Source organism: Burkholderia sp. Bp8994, from assembly GCF_003853805.1.
GTDB lineage: Bacteria > Pseudomonadota > Gammaproteobacteria > Burkholderiales > Burkholderiaceae > Burkholderia.
In genome coordinates, this window is the sequence record NZ_QTQH01000005.1 from 53893 (window position 1) to 69272 (window position 15380).

Below are 15380 nucleotides of genomic sequence, written 5' to 3' on the forward strand. Positions count from 1 at the left end.
CCGCGAGGACGGCCGGCGTTTGAAGCCGTCTCAGCCAGACATTCCCCGCACGCCATGAAAGCTGCCGAAATCCGCGAGAAATTCCTCAAATTCTTCGAATCGAAGGGCCACACGATCGTCCGCTCGTCGAGCCTCGTGCCCGGTAACGACCCCACGCTGATGTTCACGAACTCGGGCATGGTCCAGTTCAAGGACGTGTTCCTCGGCACGGATCCGCGTCCGTACACGCGCGCCACGACCGCGCAGCGCAGCGTGCGCGCGGGCGGCAAGCACAACGACCTCGAGAACGTCGGCTACACGGCGCGCCACCACACGTTCTTCGAGATGCTCGGCAACTTCTCGTTCGGCGACTACTTCAAGCACGACGCGATCCGCTTCGCGTGGGAACTGCTGACCACGGTCTACCAGCTGCCGAAGGAAAAGCTGTGGGTCACCGTCTACCAGGAAGACGACGAAGCGTACGACATCTGGGCGAAGGAGGTCGGCGTGCCGACCGAGCGGATCATCCGCATCGGCGACAACAAGGGCGCGCGCTACGCGTCGGACAACTTCTGGACGATGGGCGACACCGGCCCGTGCGGCCCGTGTACCGAAATCTTCTACGACCACGGTCCGGACGTGTGGGGCGGCCCGCCGGGATCGCCTGAAGAAGACGGCGACCGCTACATCGAGATCTGGAACCTCGTGTTCATGCAGTTCAACCGCGACGCGCAGGGCAACATGACGCGCCTGCCGAAGCAGTCGGTCGACACCGGCATGGGCCTCGAGCGTCTCGCCGCGGTGCTGCAGCACGTGCACAGCAACTACGAGATCGACCTGTTCCAGAACCTGATCAAGGCCGCCGCGCGCGTGACCGAGATCAGCGACCTCACGAACAACTCGCTGAAGGTGATCGCCGATCACATCCGCGCGTGCTCGTTCCTGATCGTCGACGGCGTGATCCCCGGCAACGAAGGCCGCGGCTACGTGCTGCGCCGCATCGTGCGCCGCGCGATCCGCCACGGCTACAAGCTTGGCCGCAAGGGCTCGTTCTTCCACAAGCTGGTGGCTGACCTCGTCGCCGAGATGGGCGCGGCCTATCCGGAGCTGAAGGAAGCCGAGCAGCGCGTGACCGATGTGTTGCGCCAGGAAGAAGAGCGTTTCTTCGAGACGATCGAGCACGGGATGTCGATCCTCGAAGCGGCGCTGGCGGATGTCGACGCGAAGGGCGGCAAGGTGCTCGACGGCGAACTCGCGTTCAAGCTGCACGACACGTACGGCTTCCCGCTCGACCTCACGGCCGACGTGTGCCGCGAGCGCGGGATGACGGTCGACGAGCCGGCGTTCGACGACGCGATGGCGCGTCAGCGCGAGCAGGCGCGCGCGGCCGGCAAGTTCAAGGCCACGCAGGGCCTCGAATACTCGGGCGCGAAGACCACGTTCCACGGTTATGAAGAGATCGCGTTCGACGACGCGAAGGTCGTCGCGCTGTACGTCGACGGTTCGGCCGTCAACGAAGTGAAGCACGGCCAGGATGCGGTCGTCGTGCTCGACCACACGCCGTTCTACGCGGAGTCGGGCGGCCAGGTCGGCGACCAGGGCGTGCTCGCGAATGCAGCGACGCGCTTCGCCGTGGCCGACACGCTGAAGGTGCAGGCCGACGTGATCGGCCACCACGGCACGCTCGAACAGGGCACGCTGAAGGTCGGCGACGTGCTGCGCGCGGAAATCGACGCGCATCGTCGCGCACGCACGCAGCGCAACCACTCGGCGACCCACCTGATGCACAAGGCGCTGCGTGAAGTGCTCGGCGCACACGTGCAGCAGAAGGGCTCGCTCGTCGACGCGGAGAAAACCCGCTTCGACTTCGCGCACAACGCGCCGCTGACCGACGACGAAATCCGTCGCGTCGAGCAGATCGTCAACAACGAAATCCTCGCGAACGCGCCGGGCATCGTGCGCGTGATGCCGTACGACGAAGCGGTGAAGGGAGGCGCGATGGCGCTGTTCGGCGAGAAGTACGGCGACGAAGTGCGCGTGCTCGATCTCGGCTTCTCGCGCGAACTGTGCGGCGGCACGCACGTGCACCGCACCGGCGACATCGGCTTCTTCAAGATCGTCGTCGAAGGCGGCGTCGCGGCCGGCATCCGCCGGGTCGAGGCGATCACCGGCGACAACGCGGTGCGCTACGTGCAGGAGCTCGATGCGCGCGTGAACGAAGCGGCCGCCGCGCTGAAGGCGCAGCCGTCGGAACTCACGCAACGCATCGCGCAGGTGCAGGACCAGGTGAAGTCGCTCGAGAAGGAACTGGGCGCGCTGAAGTCGAAGCTCGCGTCGAGCCAGGGCGACGAGCTCGCGCAGCAGGCGATCGAAGTCGGCGGCGTGTTCGTGCTGGCCGCGACGCTCGACGGCGCGGACGCGAAGACGCTGCGCGAGACGGTCGACAAGCTGAAGGACAAGCTGAAGAGCGCGGCGATCGTGCTGGCGGCCGTCGAAGGCGGCAAGGTCAGCCTGATCGCGGGCGTCACGCCGGACGCGAGCAAGAAGGTCAAGGCCGGCGAGCTCGTGAACTTCGTCGCGCAGCAGGTCGGCGGCAAGGGCGGCGGCCGTCCGGACATGGCGCAGGCAGGCGGCACGGAACCGGCGAACCTGCCGGGCGCGCTGGCAGGCGTCAAGGGCTGGGTCGAAGAGCGTCTTTGATCGGCATGGCTGGTGATGCGGTGTGGTCGGGCTGACCGCGTCGCGTCACATCGCTTCGCATCAAAAAAAGCGACCCGATCGGCACCTGTGCCGGTCGGGTCGTTTTGTTTTTGTCGGTATGAAGAATTAGCGCGCTCGCTGGCGCTCGCCTGCGTTCCCGGCTCGGGCAGACGCCGACGCGGCCACCACCGCCCTGGCCGCATCGCCCGTGTCGGAATGAAGATCGAGCGCGCGCACCAGCGGCCGCCGGCGATCCCGACTCAGGCCGACACCGATGCGGCCACCGCCGCCTTGGTCGCATCACCCGGCTCCCGCGCAGCCTCACCCAGCGCATCGCGCAACGCGGCGAGCGCCGCCGATGCGTAACCATGCCGCCACGCGAGCAGTGTGTCGATCCCTTCGAGTTCGGGGATCGTGTGGGCGGCGACGTTACCGGTCTCCGGCTGCAACTCGAGCACCGAGCGCGGCGCGACCGCGATGCCGGCGCCGGCCGCGACGCACGCGACGATCGCATGATACGAACCGAGTTCGAGCACACGCGAGGGCTTCATCCCGTGTGCCGCATACCATTGCTCGACATATTTCCGGTACGTGCAACCGCGCTCGAACGCGATCAGCGTCGGCAGGATCACGTCGCGCGGCGTGCGCACGGGCGGATGGCCGCGCGGCGTCAGCAGCACGAGATCCTCGCGGAAGATCGGCACCGTCTCGAATGTGTCGGGCAGCGTGTCCGGCTCGGGCGGCCGCGCAAACAACGCCGCGTCGATCTCGAAGTCGCGCACCTTGTCGATCAGCCAGCCGGTCGTGCCGGTCACGAGCTCCAGCGACACGTCGGGCCACGCATGGTGATAACGCGCGAGCACGGTCGGCAGCCTGCTCGCGGCCGTGCTTTCCATCGTGCCGAGCCGCAGCCGCCCGCGCGGCGTGTCCTCGCGCACCGCGTCGCGCGCCTCGTCGGCAAGCGCGAGCAGCCGCTCCGCGTACGGCAGCAGCGTGTGCCCGGCCGGCGTCAGCACGAGCCGGCGGCCGTCGCGCACGAACAGCGCCGCGCCGAGTTCCTCCTCGAGCTGCTTGATGCGCGTCGTCACGTTCGATTGCACGCGATTGAGCTTCGCCGCCGCGCGCGTCACACCGTTCTCGCGCACGACAGCCCGGAAAATCGCCAGCGCCGCCAGGTCCATGATTCTCTCCTGGAGATATGTGGATTCTTGATTATTCATTTATCGAGAACGTTCGGTCAAGCTACGATACAAGCGTTCCGATTTCCGTTCCGGCCGGCGCGCGCCGCGCGCGGCCTATGCCGCCATGTCCCGTTCCGATGCCCCGAGCGCCGTCGCCGGCGTACACCTGCCCGATGACGCCGACCGCCGCGCCCGCGCGGCCGCGCTCGCCTGCATGATCGGGCTGGCGGTCGCACTCGGCGTCGGCCGCTTCGCGTTCACGCCGCTGCTGCCGCTGATGCTCGCCGACGGCTCGATCGGCCTGAAGGCCGGCAGTTGGCTCGCGTCGGCGAACTACGCGGGTTATTTCGTCGGCGCGGTCAGTTGCGCGGCCGTGCGGGTCGCGCCCTCGCGGATGGTGCGCTTCGGGCTGGCCGCCACCGTGCTGTTGACTGCCGCGATGGGCGTCGGCCATCTGCTCTCCGTGTGGCTCGTGGTGCGCTTCGTCGCGGGCGTCGTCAGCGCATGGACGTTCGTGTTCGTGTCGCAATGGGGGCTGCGGCGGCTCACCGAACTGCATGCGCCCGAGTGGAGCGGGGTGATCTACGCGGGGCCGGGCGTCGGGATCGTGCTGACCGGGCTGATCGGCAGCGCGCTCGCCGGCCATCGCGCGGCGCCCGGCTGGCTCGGCTTCGCAGTGTTGTCGGCGCTGCTGTCGGTCGCGATCTGGCGCACGTTCGGCAGCGCGCCGGGGCCGGCCGCCTCGACAACCGCCGCGCGGGGCGCCGCGGCGCCGGCCGTGCGCGAGAGACCGGCCGCGGCACCGCACGACGCACGGCGCCATCGCGCCGACGCCGCGTGGCTCGTCGTGCTGTACGGGATGCCGGGCTTCGGCTACATCATCACCGCGACGTTCCTGCCGGTGATCGCGCGTGCCGCGCTGCCGGCCGGCTCGCCGTGGCCCGACCTGTTCTGGCCGATGTTCGGCGCGGCGCTGATCGTCGGCGCGATCGCCGCGTCGCGATTGCCCGGCCACTGGGACAACCGGCTGCTGCTCGCCGCCGGCTGCGCGACGCAGGCGCTCGGGATCGCGGCGGGGATCGTCTGGCCGAACGCGGCCGGCTTCTCGGCCGGCAGCGCGCTGCTCGGCCTGCCGTTTACCGCGATCACGCTGTTCGCGATGCGCGAGGCGCGGCGGCTGCATGGCGAGCGAGCGACCGGGCTGATGGGCTATGCGACCGCGTCGTACGGGGTCGGGCAGATTCTCGGTCCGCTCGTCGCCGCGCCGCTGACCGCGCGCTTCGGGTCGTTCTCGCCGGCGCTGTGGGTCGCGGCTGGCGCGTTGCTCGCCGGTGCCGCCGGCTTCGCGGCAACCGCCGCACGCGGGCGCGCGCAACCCCGCATGCAACCCTGACATCATCGGGGCCGGATCGTCTGCGGCGCGGGCAAACTCGCTAGAATGAGGCCTTTCCCGCGCCGAGCGGGCGCGCGACGCGGCCGGCAGGCCGCCGCCGGGCGCTCGCCAGATCCCCATCGATGACCACCGCCGACTACCGTTTTTGCCCGCGCTGCGCGCGTCCGCTGACCGAGCGCGCCGATCCCGACCACGAAGGCGGCCGCGTCCGCCAGGCCTGCCCGGACGACACGTGCGGCTACGTGCACTGGAACAACCCGCTGCCGGTGGTGGCGGCGATCGTCGAACTCGACGGCAAGATCCTGCTCGCGCGCAACGCGGCCTGGCCGGAAGGGATGTTCGCGCTGATCACCGGCTTCCTCGAGAACGGCGAGACGCCCGAGGACGGCATCGCGCGCGAGGTGTTCGAGGAAACCGCGCTGAAGGCCGAGCAGGTCTCGCTGGTCGGCGTCTATGAATTCATCCGCAAGAACGAACTGATCATCGCGTACCACGTGCGCGCGTCGGGCACCGTCGCGCTGTCGCCGGAACTGCTCGAATACCGGCTCGTCGATCCGCCGCTGCTGCGCCCGTGGCGCGCCGGCACCGGCTACGCGCTCGCCGACTGGATGCGCGCGCGCGGCCTCGATTTCGAATTCGTCGACCGAGCGGGGCAGTGACGGGCCGCGCCGCCGCCATGTCGTCCGTCGCGCCGGGCACGATCGCGGCGCGGCACCTCGCCATTCGCCGGCGGGCCGTTCCGCACGGCCGCCGCGCGACGTGCGCTTCATCTTCCTCGTCCTGACCTGACCGCCATCGCCATGTCCGACAAGCCGCAGCCGCGTCCGCGCGACGCCTACCGCCACTTCCTGCCGATCACGACCCGCTGGATGGACAACGACGTCTACGGGCACGTGAACAACGTCGTCTACTACAGCTACTTCGACACCGTCGTGAACGAATACCTGATCCGCGCGGGCGTGCTCGACGTCGAGCACGGGCAGACGATCGGGCTCGTGGTCGAGACGCAGTGCAACTACTTCGCGCCGCTCGTCTTTCCGCAGTCCGTCGACGCGGGGCTGCGCGTCGCGAAGCTCGGCACGTCGAGCGTGCGTTACGAGATCGGGCTGTTCGCGGCGGGCGAAGCCGCGCCGGCCGCGCAGGGGCATTTCGTGCACGTGTACGTCGATCGCGGCACGCGCCGCCCGGTGCCGCTGCCGGACACGCTGCGCGCGGCGCTCGAACCGCTCGCCGGCTGACGGGCGCGCGGCGGTGCACGCGTTCGCGCTCCAGGCATTCAACGGCCTCAGCTACGGGTTGCTGCTGTTCATGCTGTCGGCCGGCCTCACGCTGATCTTCAGCGTGCAGGGCGTGCTCAACTTCGCGCATGCGAGCTTCTACATGCTCGGCGCGTATGTCGGCTACAGCATCGCAGCCCGCGCGGGGTTCTGGCCCGCGCTCGGGCTCGCGCCGCTCGCGGTCGGGCTGCTCGGCGCCGGCTGCGAGCGCGCCCTGCTGCGCCGCGTGCAGGCGCACGGGCACACGAGCGAACTGCTGCTGACCTTCGGGCTCGCGTACCTGATCGGCGAGGGCGCGAAACTGCTGTGGGGCCTCGCACCGCTGCCGGCCCCGGTGCCGCCGCTGTTCGACGGCGCGCCCGTGACCGTGTTCGGCCTCGCGCTGCCGCGCTACCGGCTCTTCATGATGGCGATGTCCGCGGCGATGCTGGCCGCGCTCGGCGCGCTGCTGCGCGCGTCGCGCCTCGGCCTCGTCGTGCGCGCCGCGCTCACGCACCGCGCGGCCGTCGAGGCGCTCGGCTACGACGTGCCGCGGGTGATGACGGGGCTGTTCGGCGCGGGCACCGCGCTCGCGGCGCTGGCCGGCGTGATCGGCGCGCCGCTCGCGGTGATCGAGCCGGCGCTGGCCGAGACCGTCGGGTCGGTGGTGTTCGCGATCGTCGTGATCGGCGGGCTCGGCTCGCTCGGCGGCGCGTTCGCCGCGTCGCTCGCGGTCGGCTTCGCGCAGACCTTCGCGGCGTCCAGCGACACGTCCCTGCGCGACCTCGCGCAATGGGCGGGCCTCGCGCTGCCCGACGGCGTCGCGGCCGTGTCGATCGCGCAGCTCGCTCCGCTGGTCCCGTACCTGCTGCTTGTCGCGGTGCTGGTCGCCCGGCCGCGCGGGCTGTTCGGCGAGCGTGTCGATGGCTAGCCGCGCGCGGGCCGGCGCGCTGCGCTGGGTGCTGTTCGCCGCGTGCGTGGCTGTGCCCGCGTGGCTGTGGCCGCATGGCGCGGTGCTCGGCTATCTCGCGCAGACGGCCGCGCTCGTCGTGCTCGCGCTGTCGTACAACCTGCAGCTCGGCACGACCGGGCTGCTGTCGTTCGGCCATGCCGCCGTCGCGGGGCTCGGCGCGTTCGCCGCCGCGCACTGGTTCAATCATGTCGGCGCGCCGCTGCCGCTGTTGCCGCTCGTCGGCGGCGCGGCCGGCGCGGGCTTCGGGTTCCTCGCCGGCCTGCTCGCGACACGCCGCGCGGGCACCGTGTTCGCGATGATCACGCTCGGCCTCGGCGAATGCGTCGCGGCGGCCGCGTGGAGCGTGCCTGCGTGGTTCGGCGGCGTCGGCGGCGTGCCGATCGACCGCGCGAGCGGCGCGCCCTGGGGCGGCTGGCATTTCGGTGCGCAAACGCAGGCCTACGCGGTGATCGCCGCATGGTGCATCGTGTCGGCGCTGGCGATGCACGCGCTGACGCGCACGCCGCTCGCCCGGCTCGCGAACGCGGTGCGCGACAACCCCGCGCGCGTCGCCGCGCTCGGCACCGAGCCGCGCCGCGTGCGGCTCGCGATGGTCACCTGCGCGTCGTTCTTCGCGGGCATCGCGGGCACGCTGACGCTGATCGACGTCGAGATCGCGACGCCCGACAGCGTGTCGATGGCGCGTTCGGCGACCGTGCTGATCGCCGCGGTGATCGGCGGCACCGGCACGTTCTTCGGGCCGGCGGCCGGCGCGGTGGTGCTGACCGCGTTGAGCGTCGTCGTCGCGGGCGTGTCGCGCGCATGGGCGCTGTATCTCGGCGTGCTGTTCGTCGCGGTCGTCGTCGCCGCGCCGCGCGGGATCGCGGGCATCGCGCAAGCGTTCGCGCATGCGTTGCGGCGCGGCGCGCCGGCGGCCGAGCGGTGGCGCCTGTTGTGCGGCATCGGCGCGTGCGTGTTCTGGGGCGTCGCGATCGTCTGCGCGGCCGAGCTCGGCTATGCGTGGCGTTTCGCGCAGGACGACGGCACCGGCATCGCGTTCGGCGCGTGGGGCATCGACGCCGATTCGCCGGCGGGCTGGGCCGTCGCGGCCTCGGCGGCCGGCATCGGCACGCTGCTGTGGGGCTGGCGCGCGCGGTTGCTGAACCACCGGCACGGCACGTGGGAGGACGGGCTATGAACGGCAACGCGATCGCGCTCCACGGGATCGTGCAGCGTTTCGGCGCGCAGACCGTGCTCGACGGCATCGAATTGAGCATCGCGGCCGGCGAGCGTCACGCGCTGATCGGGCCGAACGGCGCGGGCAAGTCGACGCTGTTCGGCGTGATCGCCGGCGCGACGCGGCCGACGTGCGGGCGCGTCGTGCTGCACGGTGTCGAGTTGCGCGGGCGCGGGCCGGTCGTCGCGAGCCGGCTCGGCATCGGCCGCAGTTTCCAGCAGACGAGCGCGTTCGCGCGGCTGAGCGTGTTCGACAACCTGCGCTGCGCGGCGCTGCATGCGCCGGCCGAGCGGCGGCGCTGGTGGAACCGGCTGCGCGAATCGGCATCGGTCGATCGCGCGGCCGCGCGCGTGCTGCACGACATCGGCCTCGATGCGCGGCGCGACGCGCCGGCCGGCGCACTCGGCTATGCGGAACAGCGCGCGCTCGATCTGGGCATCGCGCTCGCGAGCGGCGCGCGCACGCTGCTGCTCGACGAGCCGACCGCCGGCATGAACCGCGACCAGGCGGCGCGGATGATCGCGCTGATCCGCGCGACGACGCAGGGCCGCACGGTGCTGATGATCGAGCACGACATGGATGCGGTGTTCGGCTTCGCCGAGCGCATCACGGTGCTCGTGCGCGGCACGGTGGTCGCGACCGGTGCGCCCGACGCGATCCGCGCGGACCCGGCCGTGCGTGCCGCCTATCTCGGCGAGGATGCATGAGCGCGCTGCTCGACATCCGCGGCCTGCGTGCATGGTACGGAAGCCAGCCCGTGCTCGACGGCGTCGATCTCGCGCTCGCGCCGGGCGAGACGCTCGCGCTGCTCGGTCGCAACGGCGCGGGCCGCTCGACGCTCGCGAAGGCCGTGATGGGGCTCGTGCGCACCGCGGGCTCGGTGCGCATCGCCGGCGCCGAATGCGCGGGCGCACGCACGTTCGAGATCGCGCGGCGCGGCGTCGGTTACGTCGCCGAAAGCCGCGACGTGTTTCCGCTGCTGAGCGTGCGCGACAACTTGCGGCTCGGGCTGCGCGGCCTGAGCGGCGCGGCCGAACGTGCCGCGCTCGACCGGCTGCTCGCGCGCTTTGCGCTGCTGGCCGCGCGGGCCGACGTGAAGGCCGGGCGGCTCTCGGGCGGCGAGCAGCAGGTGCTCGCGCTGGTGCGCGCGCTCGCCGGCCGCCCGCGCGTGCTGATCGTCGACGAACCGGCCGAAGGGCTCGCGCCGCTCGCGGTCGACGCAGTCGGCGCCTGCCTTGCCGCGCTGCAGGACGACGGCGTCGCGATCCTGCTGATCGAGCAGCGGCTGCAGCTCGCGCCGCGGCTCGCGCAGCGCGTCGCGGTAATGGGGCGCGGGCAGATCGTCTACGACGGCGCGCTCGACGGGCTCGGCGGCGACGTCGTCAGCGCGTGGCTGAGCGCCGGCTGACCGTCCGTCGACCGTCCATCCGCCGATTGTTCGGCAAACCCCGCCAGTCAATTCGTGTCGAGCCGCTTTATCGCGGCCGCCGGAACCGCGAAGATTGCCAGCAAGGCCGGTGCGCCGCGACAGGCGCGACCGGTACCCATCCATCGAAGTCTTCCGACTGAGGAATGAAATCATGAGCAAGCTGGCAGGCAAGGTCGCGATCGTCACGGGCGCTTCCAAGGGGATCGGCGCCGCAATCGCGAAGGCGCTGGGCGCCGAAGGCGCGTCGGTCGTCGTCAACTACGCGAGCAGCAAGGCCGGCGCCGACGCGGTCGTGAGCGCGATCGTCGAAGCGGGCGGCCGCGCGGTCGCGGTCGGCGGTGACGTGTCGAAGGCAGCGGACGCGCAGCGCATCGTCGATACGGCGATCGAGACGTACGGCCGTCTCGACGTGCTGGTCAACAATTCCGGCGTGTACGAGTTCGCGCCGATCGAGGCGATCACCGAAGAGCACTACCGCCGGCAGTTCGACACGAACGTGTTCGGCGTGCTGCTGACGACGCAGGCCGCCGTCAAGCATCTGGGCGAAGGCGCGAGCATCATCAACATCAGCTCCGTGGTGACGAGCATCACGCCGCCCGCGAGCGCCGTCTACAGCGGCACCAAGGGCGCCGTCGACGCGATCACCGGCGTGCTCGCGCTCGAACTCGGCCCGCGCAAGATTCGCGTGAACGCGATCAACCCGGGCATGATCGTGACCGAAGGCACGCACAGCGCGGGCATCATCGGTTCGGACCTCGACAGGCAGGTGCAAAGCCAGACGCCGCTTGGCCGCCTCGGCGAGCCGGACGACATCGCGTCGGTCGCGGTGTTCCTCGCATCGGACGATGCGCGCTGGCTGACCGGCGAGCGCCTCGTCGCGAGCGGCGGGCTGCACTGATCGCGCGAGCCGGCGCGCGCCCGCTACGCGATCATCGCGAGCGCGTTCGCGCCGACATGCCAGCGCAGGCTCTCGACGACGAGCGCATGATCGCGTTCGTCGTCGAGCCCGGCGATCGCCATCGCGCCGACGATGCCGCCGTCGGCCAGCCGCAGCGGCACGCCGCCGCCGTCGAGCGCATAGTCGGCATCCGACAATCCCTGCGACTGCAACGACCAGCCGGCGCGGCGAAAGCGCGCGCCGACCTCGAGCGAACTGACGCCGAAGCGCAACACCGTGTTCTGCCGGCGGCGGATCGCGTCGCTGTCGCGGGCGCGGCTGCCGTCGAGCGCGCAATAGAACAGCGGTGCGGCTTCGCCGACGATGCCGACCGCGATCGGCAGCCCGCGGCGCGACGCGAGATTGACCGCGATGTCGCCGAGCCGGCGCGCGACGTCGGCATCGAAGTGCGCCAGCATCGGCGTTGAGGCCGTGTCGCCGAAGGGCATGGGCGCGCAGCGCGGGAAGGGGATCGGCATGGCAGCTCCGTGTCGTCGCAAGTTCGGCCCGTGCGCGCGTCCTGCGTCGCGCGCCGGCCGTCGATCGTTCAGCGCGTCAATGCATCAGCGCCCGGGCGCCGCGTCGAGCATCCATTCGTGCGCGGGGTCGTTCTTGAACGCCCACGCGCGGCTCGGTCCGGCCATCACGTTCAGGTAGTACAGGTTGTAGCCGTGCGGCGCGACCACCGGGTGATAGCCGCGCGGCACCATCACGACGTCGTGGTTCTCGACCGCGCATGCCTCGTCGAGGCTGCGGTCGTCCGTGTACACGCGCTGGAACGCGAAACCCTGCGGCGGATCGATCCGGTGGTAATAGGTTTCCTCGAGCGACGTTTCGTCGGGCGCCGCGTCGCGATCGTGCTTGTGCGGCGGATAGCTGCTCGAGTGGCTCGCGGGCGTGATCACTTCGACGACCAGCAGCCGGTCCGCGGCCGGGTTGTCGCCCATCAGGATGTCGCATACGTAGCGCGTGTTGGTGCCTTGCCCGCGCACCGCACGCCGCATCCGTTCGCCGTCGAGGCGCTGCACGCGCTTGTCGCCGCTCGCGTAAGGCGCGGTGCACAGCGCGACTTCCGCGTCGCGCGTCGCCACCAGCGTGACGGTCTTGCCGCCCGGCACGTACAGCGCGTCCGGCGACACTTCCTCGAACACGCTGTCGCGCTTGCCGAGTGCGTCGTAGGTCTCGCCGTCGACTTGCGCGCGCAGCGTGCCCGTGAGCACGACGACGCACAGTTCGCGCGTGCCCGTGTCGAGCGTTTCGGTGTCGCCGGCCTTCAGGCGCAGCGCGCGAAAGCCGACGTGTTTCCAGCCGGCCGACTCGGGCGTCACGTTGCAGATTTCGCGGTCGGCGGATGCCTTGACCAGCAGGGGAGAAATCGTCATGGCGTGAGGTTCCTCGATGAGATGACGGGGCTTACGCGCTCAACCGGTCGACGATCGCGCGCAGCGATTCGTAGCCCTTCTTCGCATACTGATAGCTCGGCGCGACGGCCGGGTCCTGCTCGGCCTCGACCACGAGCCAGCCTTCGTAGCCGGCGTCCTTCAGCGTGCGCAGCGTCGCTTCGTAATCGAGCGCGCCGTCGCCCGGCACCGTGAAGGTGCCGTTGATCACGCCGTTCAGGAAGCTCCAGCCGCCGTTGCGCGCCTGCGTGACGACCTGCGGCCGCACGTCTTTGCAGTGCACGTGCACGACGCGCGCCACGTGCTTCCTCAGCAGCGCGACCGGATCGGCCGCGCCGCCGAAATACGCGTGGCCCGTATCGAACAGCAGGAACACCTTCGCCGGATCGGTCAGCGCCATCAGCCGGTCGACGTCGTCCGGCGATTCGACGTACGCGCCCATGTGGTGATGGTAGGCGAGCTTGATCCCGTAGGTCTCGAGCAGGTGCGCGCCGAATGCGTCGAGGCGCGCCGCATAGCGCCGCCAGGTTTCATCGTCGACGAAACGCGGGCGCTTGGCGACCGGCGTGTCGATGCTGCCCTGGATCGTGCCCGCGCATTCTCCGTACACCACGACCTTCACGTCGTTGAACTGCAGCTTCGTCATGTGCGCGCGGCAGCGCTCGATTTCGGCCTCGACGGCATCGGCGTCGCTCATGCCCGGCGCGACTTCCGCCAGAAAGCCCGAATACCAGCCCGACACGCACACGAGCCCGAACTCGGCGAGCTTCGCCTTCAGCTCGGGGCCCGTCTTCGGAAACTTGTTGCCGAGCTCGAAGCCCGCGTAGCCGATTTCGGCGCCTTCCTTCAGTGCCGTCTCGAGCGGCGTCTCGCCGCCGAGCGACGGCAGGTCGTCGTTCATCCACGACAGGGGATTGATACCGATGCGAACGTTCCAGCTCATGACGTGCTTCCTTGGTTCGAATGTTGTTTTCGCGGAGCGGCGGATTGAATGGGGAAACGGATCAACGCCGCTGCCGGGTTTTCTCGTCGAGATACGTCCGGTGCGCGCGTTCGACACCGGCGCGCGCGGATACCTGCGGCACCGCGACTTCCCACCACGCGCCGCCGTCCGCGGTCGTGCGCTCGTGCGTCGTGTCGATCACGATGACCTGGCTCGTCTTCGCCGCGCGCGCACGCTTCATTTCGCTGCGCAGCTCGCCGACGTCGCGCACGTGCACGGCTTCGGCGCCCATCGAGCGTGCATGCATCGCGAAGTCGATCGTCGAGCGTTCGCCGCCTTCCGGCACGCAGTCGTCGAGCATGTTGTTGAAGCTCGCGCCGCCGCAATTGATCTGCAGCCGCTCGATGCAGCCGTAGCCGCGGTTGTCGAGGATCACGACGATGAGCTTGCGGCCGAGCATCACGGACGTCGCGAGTTCGGCGTTGAGCATCATGTACGAGCCGTCGCCGACGATCACGATCACTTCGCGCTCGGGCCGCGCGAGCTTCGCGCCGAGGCCGCCCGCGACCTCGTAGCCCATGCACGAGTACGCGTAGTCCATGTGGTAGTTGCCCGGCACGCCGCTGCGCCACAGCTTGTGCAGTTCGGCCGGCAGCGTGCCGGCCGCGCACACGACGAGATCGTCGCGCGCGCTGTCGCGTCCCGCGTCGGCCGCCGAGTCGCGCACCGCGCCGATCACTTCCGCGTCGTACGGCAGCGTGTCCTTCGGCACGCGCGTAGTCAGCTCGGTCACGCGCGCGTTCCACGCGGCGGCCTGATCCTGGTTCGCGGCCGTCCAGGCCGCATCCGCGCGCCAGCCCGCGAGCGCGGCCGACAGCTGGCCGAGGCCCGTGCGCGCATCGGCGATCAATTGCCGGCCGCGCTTCTTGCCCGCGTCGAACGGCTGCACGTTCAGGCTCAGCAGCGTCGCATTGCCGAACAGCGCGTGCGAGCCGGTCGTGAAATCCTGCAGGCGCGTGCCGACCGCGAACACCACGTCGGCCTGCGCGGCCGCGCGGTTCGCGGCGGGCGAGCCCGTCACGCCGATCGAGCCGAGGTTCAGCGGGTGGTCCCACGCGAGGCTGCCCTTGCCGGCCTGCGATTCGGCGACCGGCACGCCGTGCGTGTCGGCGAACGTGCGCAGCGCGTCCCACGCCTGGCTGTATAGCACGCCGCCGCCGGCGACGATGAGCGGTTTCTTCGCCGCTTTCAACACGTCGAGCGCATCCGCGAGTTCGAGCGTGTCGGCAGGCGGGCGGCGCATCCGGATCACCGGCGGCGCGAAGAAATCCTCCGGCCAGTCGTAAGCGAAGGTCTGCACGTCCTGCGGCAGCGCGAGGCATACGGGGCCGCATTGCGCGGGGTCGGTCATCACCTGGATCGCGCGCGGCAGTGCGACCAGCAGCTGCTCGGGCGACGTGATCCGGTCGAAGTAGCGCGTCACCGGCCGGAAGCAGTCGTTCGCGCTGACGTCGCCCTGTTCGAAGTCCTCGACCTGCTGCAGCACCGGGTCGGGCAGCCGCGACACGAACACGTCGCCGGGCAGCAGCAACAGCGGCAGCCGGCCGACGTGCGCGAGTGCCGCGGAGGTCAGCATGTTGGTCGCGCCGGGGCCGATGCTCGACGTCGCGGCCATCATCCGCTGGCGGAAGTTCGCTTTCGCGAACGCGACGGCCGCATTCGCCATTCCTTGCTCGTTGTGCGCGCGGAACGTCGGCAGCCGTTCTTTTTCGGCATGCAGCGCTTCGCCGAGCCCGGCCACGTTGCCGTGGCCGAAGATCGCGAACACGCCGCCGCAATACGGCAGGATCTCGGTGCGGCCGTCCGGCTGGACGACTTCGGCGCGCAGGGCGGCCAGGTAGCGCACGAGCGCCTGGCTGACGGTCAGTCTCACGGTGGTGGTCATCGTCTGTCGATCAGGAGGAATCGGGTGG

14 protein-coding genes are annotated in these 15380 nt (G+C 70.5%); 9 read left to right on the forward strand and 5 right to left on the reverse strand.

The genetic code is table 11. The annotated features are described in order from the left end of the window. The first annotated feature begins 54 nt into the window (after nt 1-54). Nucleotides 55-2679 carry an alanine--tRNA ligase gene (gene alaS, locus DIE04_RS06440; protein ID WP_044846110.1) on the forward strand — a complete coding sequence of 875 codons (2625 nt, stop codon included), beginning with the start codon at nt 55-57 and terminating at the stop codon, nt 2677-2679. Nucleotides 2680-2939: 260 nt separating this feature from the next. On the opposite strand, the gene DIE04_RS06445 is transcribed toward alaS, so the two are convergent. Continuing rightward, nucleotides 2940-3860: a LysR family transcriptional regulator gene (locus DIE04_RS06445; RefSeq protein ID WP_124523015.1), complete on the reverse strand. Its 921-nt coding sequence runs from the start codon at nt 3858-3860 to the stop codon at nt 2940-2942. A gap of 124 nt (nt 3861-3984) precedes the next feature. Between DIE04_RS06445 and DIE04_RS06450 the strand changes: the two genes are divergently transcribed. The 8 genes from DIE04_RS06450 (at nt 3985) to DIE04_RS06485 (ending at nt 11025) form a co-directional block, all read left to right on the forward strand. Beyond that, nucleotides 3985-5253, forward strand: coding sequence for a YbfB/YjiJ family MFS transporter (locus DIE04_RS06450; protein WP_124523016.1), 1269 nt, complete (start codon nt 3985-3987; stop codon nt 5251-5253). Nucleotides 5254-5375: 122 nt separating this feature from the next. After that, on the forward strand, nt 5376-5912 hold the full coding sequence (locus DIE04_RS06455; protein WP_124488942.1) for an NUDIX domain-containing protein: 537 nt from the start codon (nt 5376-5378) through the stop codon (nt 5910-5912). Nucleotides 5913-6053: 141 nt separating this feature from the next. Further along, the gene (locus tag DIE04_RS06460; RefSeq protein WP_124488943.1) at nt 6054-6491 is read left to right on the forward strand and encodes a thioesterase family protein; all 438 of its coding nucleotides are present in this window, start codon (nt 6054-6056) and stop codon (nt 6489-6491) included. Nucleotides 6492-6504: 13 nt separating this feature from the next. Then, nucleotides 6505-7440: a branched-chain amino acid ABC transporter permease gene (locus DIE04_RS06465; RefSeq protein ID WP_124488944.1), complete on the forward strand. Its 936-nt coding sequence runs from the start codon at nt 6505-6507 to the stop codon at nt 7438-7440. Further along, on the forward strand, nt 7433-8659 hold the full coding sequence (locus tag DIE04_RS06470) for a branched-chain amino acid ABC transporter permease (protein WP_124523017.1): 1227 nt from the start codon (nt 7433-7435) through the stop codon (nt 8657-8659). Before DIE04_RS06465 ends, DIE04_RS06470 begins: the two co-directional genes overlap by 8 nt. Continuing rightward, nucleotides 8656-9405, forward strand: coding sequence for an ABC transporter ATP-binding protein (locus tag DIE04_RS06475; protein WP_124523018.1), 750 nt, complete (start codon nt 8656-8658; stop codon nt 9403-9405). Before DIE04_RS06470 ends, DIE04_RS06475 begins: the two co-directional genes overlap by 4 nt. Further along, nucleotides 9402-10106: an ABC transporter ATP-binding protein gene (locus DIE04_RS06480; protein WP_124523019.1), complete on the forward strand. Its 705-nt coding sequence runs from the start codon at nt 9402-9404 to the stop codon at nt 10104-10106. The genes DIE04_RS06475 and DIE04_RS06480 overlap by 4 nt, the downstream gene beginning before the upstream one ends. Nucleotides 10107-10278: 172 nt before the next feature. Then, complete coding sequence (locus DIE04_RS06485) at nt 10279-11025, forward strand: glucose 1-dehydrogenase (RefSeq protein WP_124488947.1); 747 nt, start codon at nt 10279-10281, stop codon at nt 11023-11025. Between the two features lie 23 nt (nt 11026-11048). On the opposite strand, the gene DIE04_RS06490 is transcribed toward DIE04_RS06485, so the two are convergent. The 4 genes from DIE04_RS06490 to iolD all read right to left on the reverse strand — a co-directional run bounded on the left by DIE04_RS06490 (nt 11049) and on the right by iolD (nt 15352). Beyond that, a complete protein-coding gene (locus DIE04_RS06490) occupies nt 11049-11543 on the reverse strand; it encodes a heme-degrading domain-containing protein (RefSeq protein ID WP_124488948.1) in 495 nt (164 codons plus the stop codon). Nucleotides 11544-11627: 84 nt separating this feature from the next. Then, on the reverse strand, nt 11628-12446 hold the full coding sequence (iolB, locus tag DIE04_RS06495; RefSeq protein WP_044846099.1) for a 5-deoxy-glucuronate isomerase: 819 nt from the start codon (nt 12444-12446) through the stop codon (nt 11628-11630). 31 nt (nt 12447-12477) lie between these two features. After that, nucleotides 12478-13407 (reverse strand): myo-inosose-2 dehydratase, encoded by a 930-nt coding sequence (iolE, locus tag DIE04_RS06500; protein WP_124523020.1) that lies wholly within the window; start codon nt 13405-13407, stop codon nt 12478-12480. A 61-nt stretch (nt 13408-13468) separates the two neighbouring features. Then, nucleotides 13469-15352: a 3D-(3,5/4)-trihydroxycyclohexane-1,2-dione acylhydrolase (decyclizing) gene (iolD, locus tag DIE04_RS06505; protein ID WP_124488951.1), complete on the reverse strand. Its 1884-nt coding sequence runs from the start codon at nt 15350-15352 to the stop codon at nt 13469-13471. Nucleotides 15353-15380: the final 28 nt, after the last annotated feature.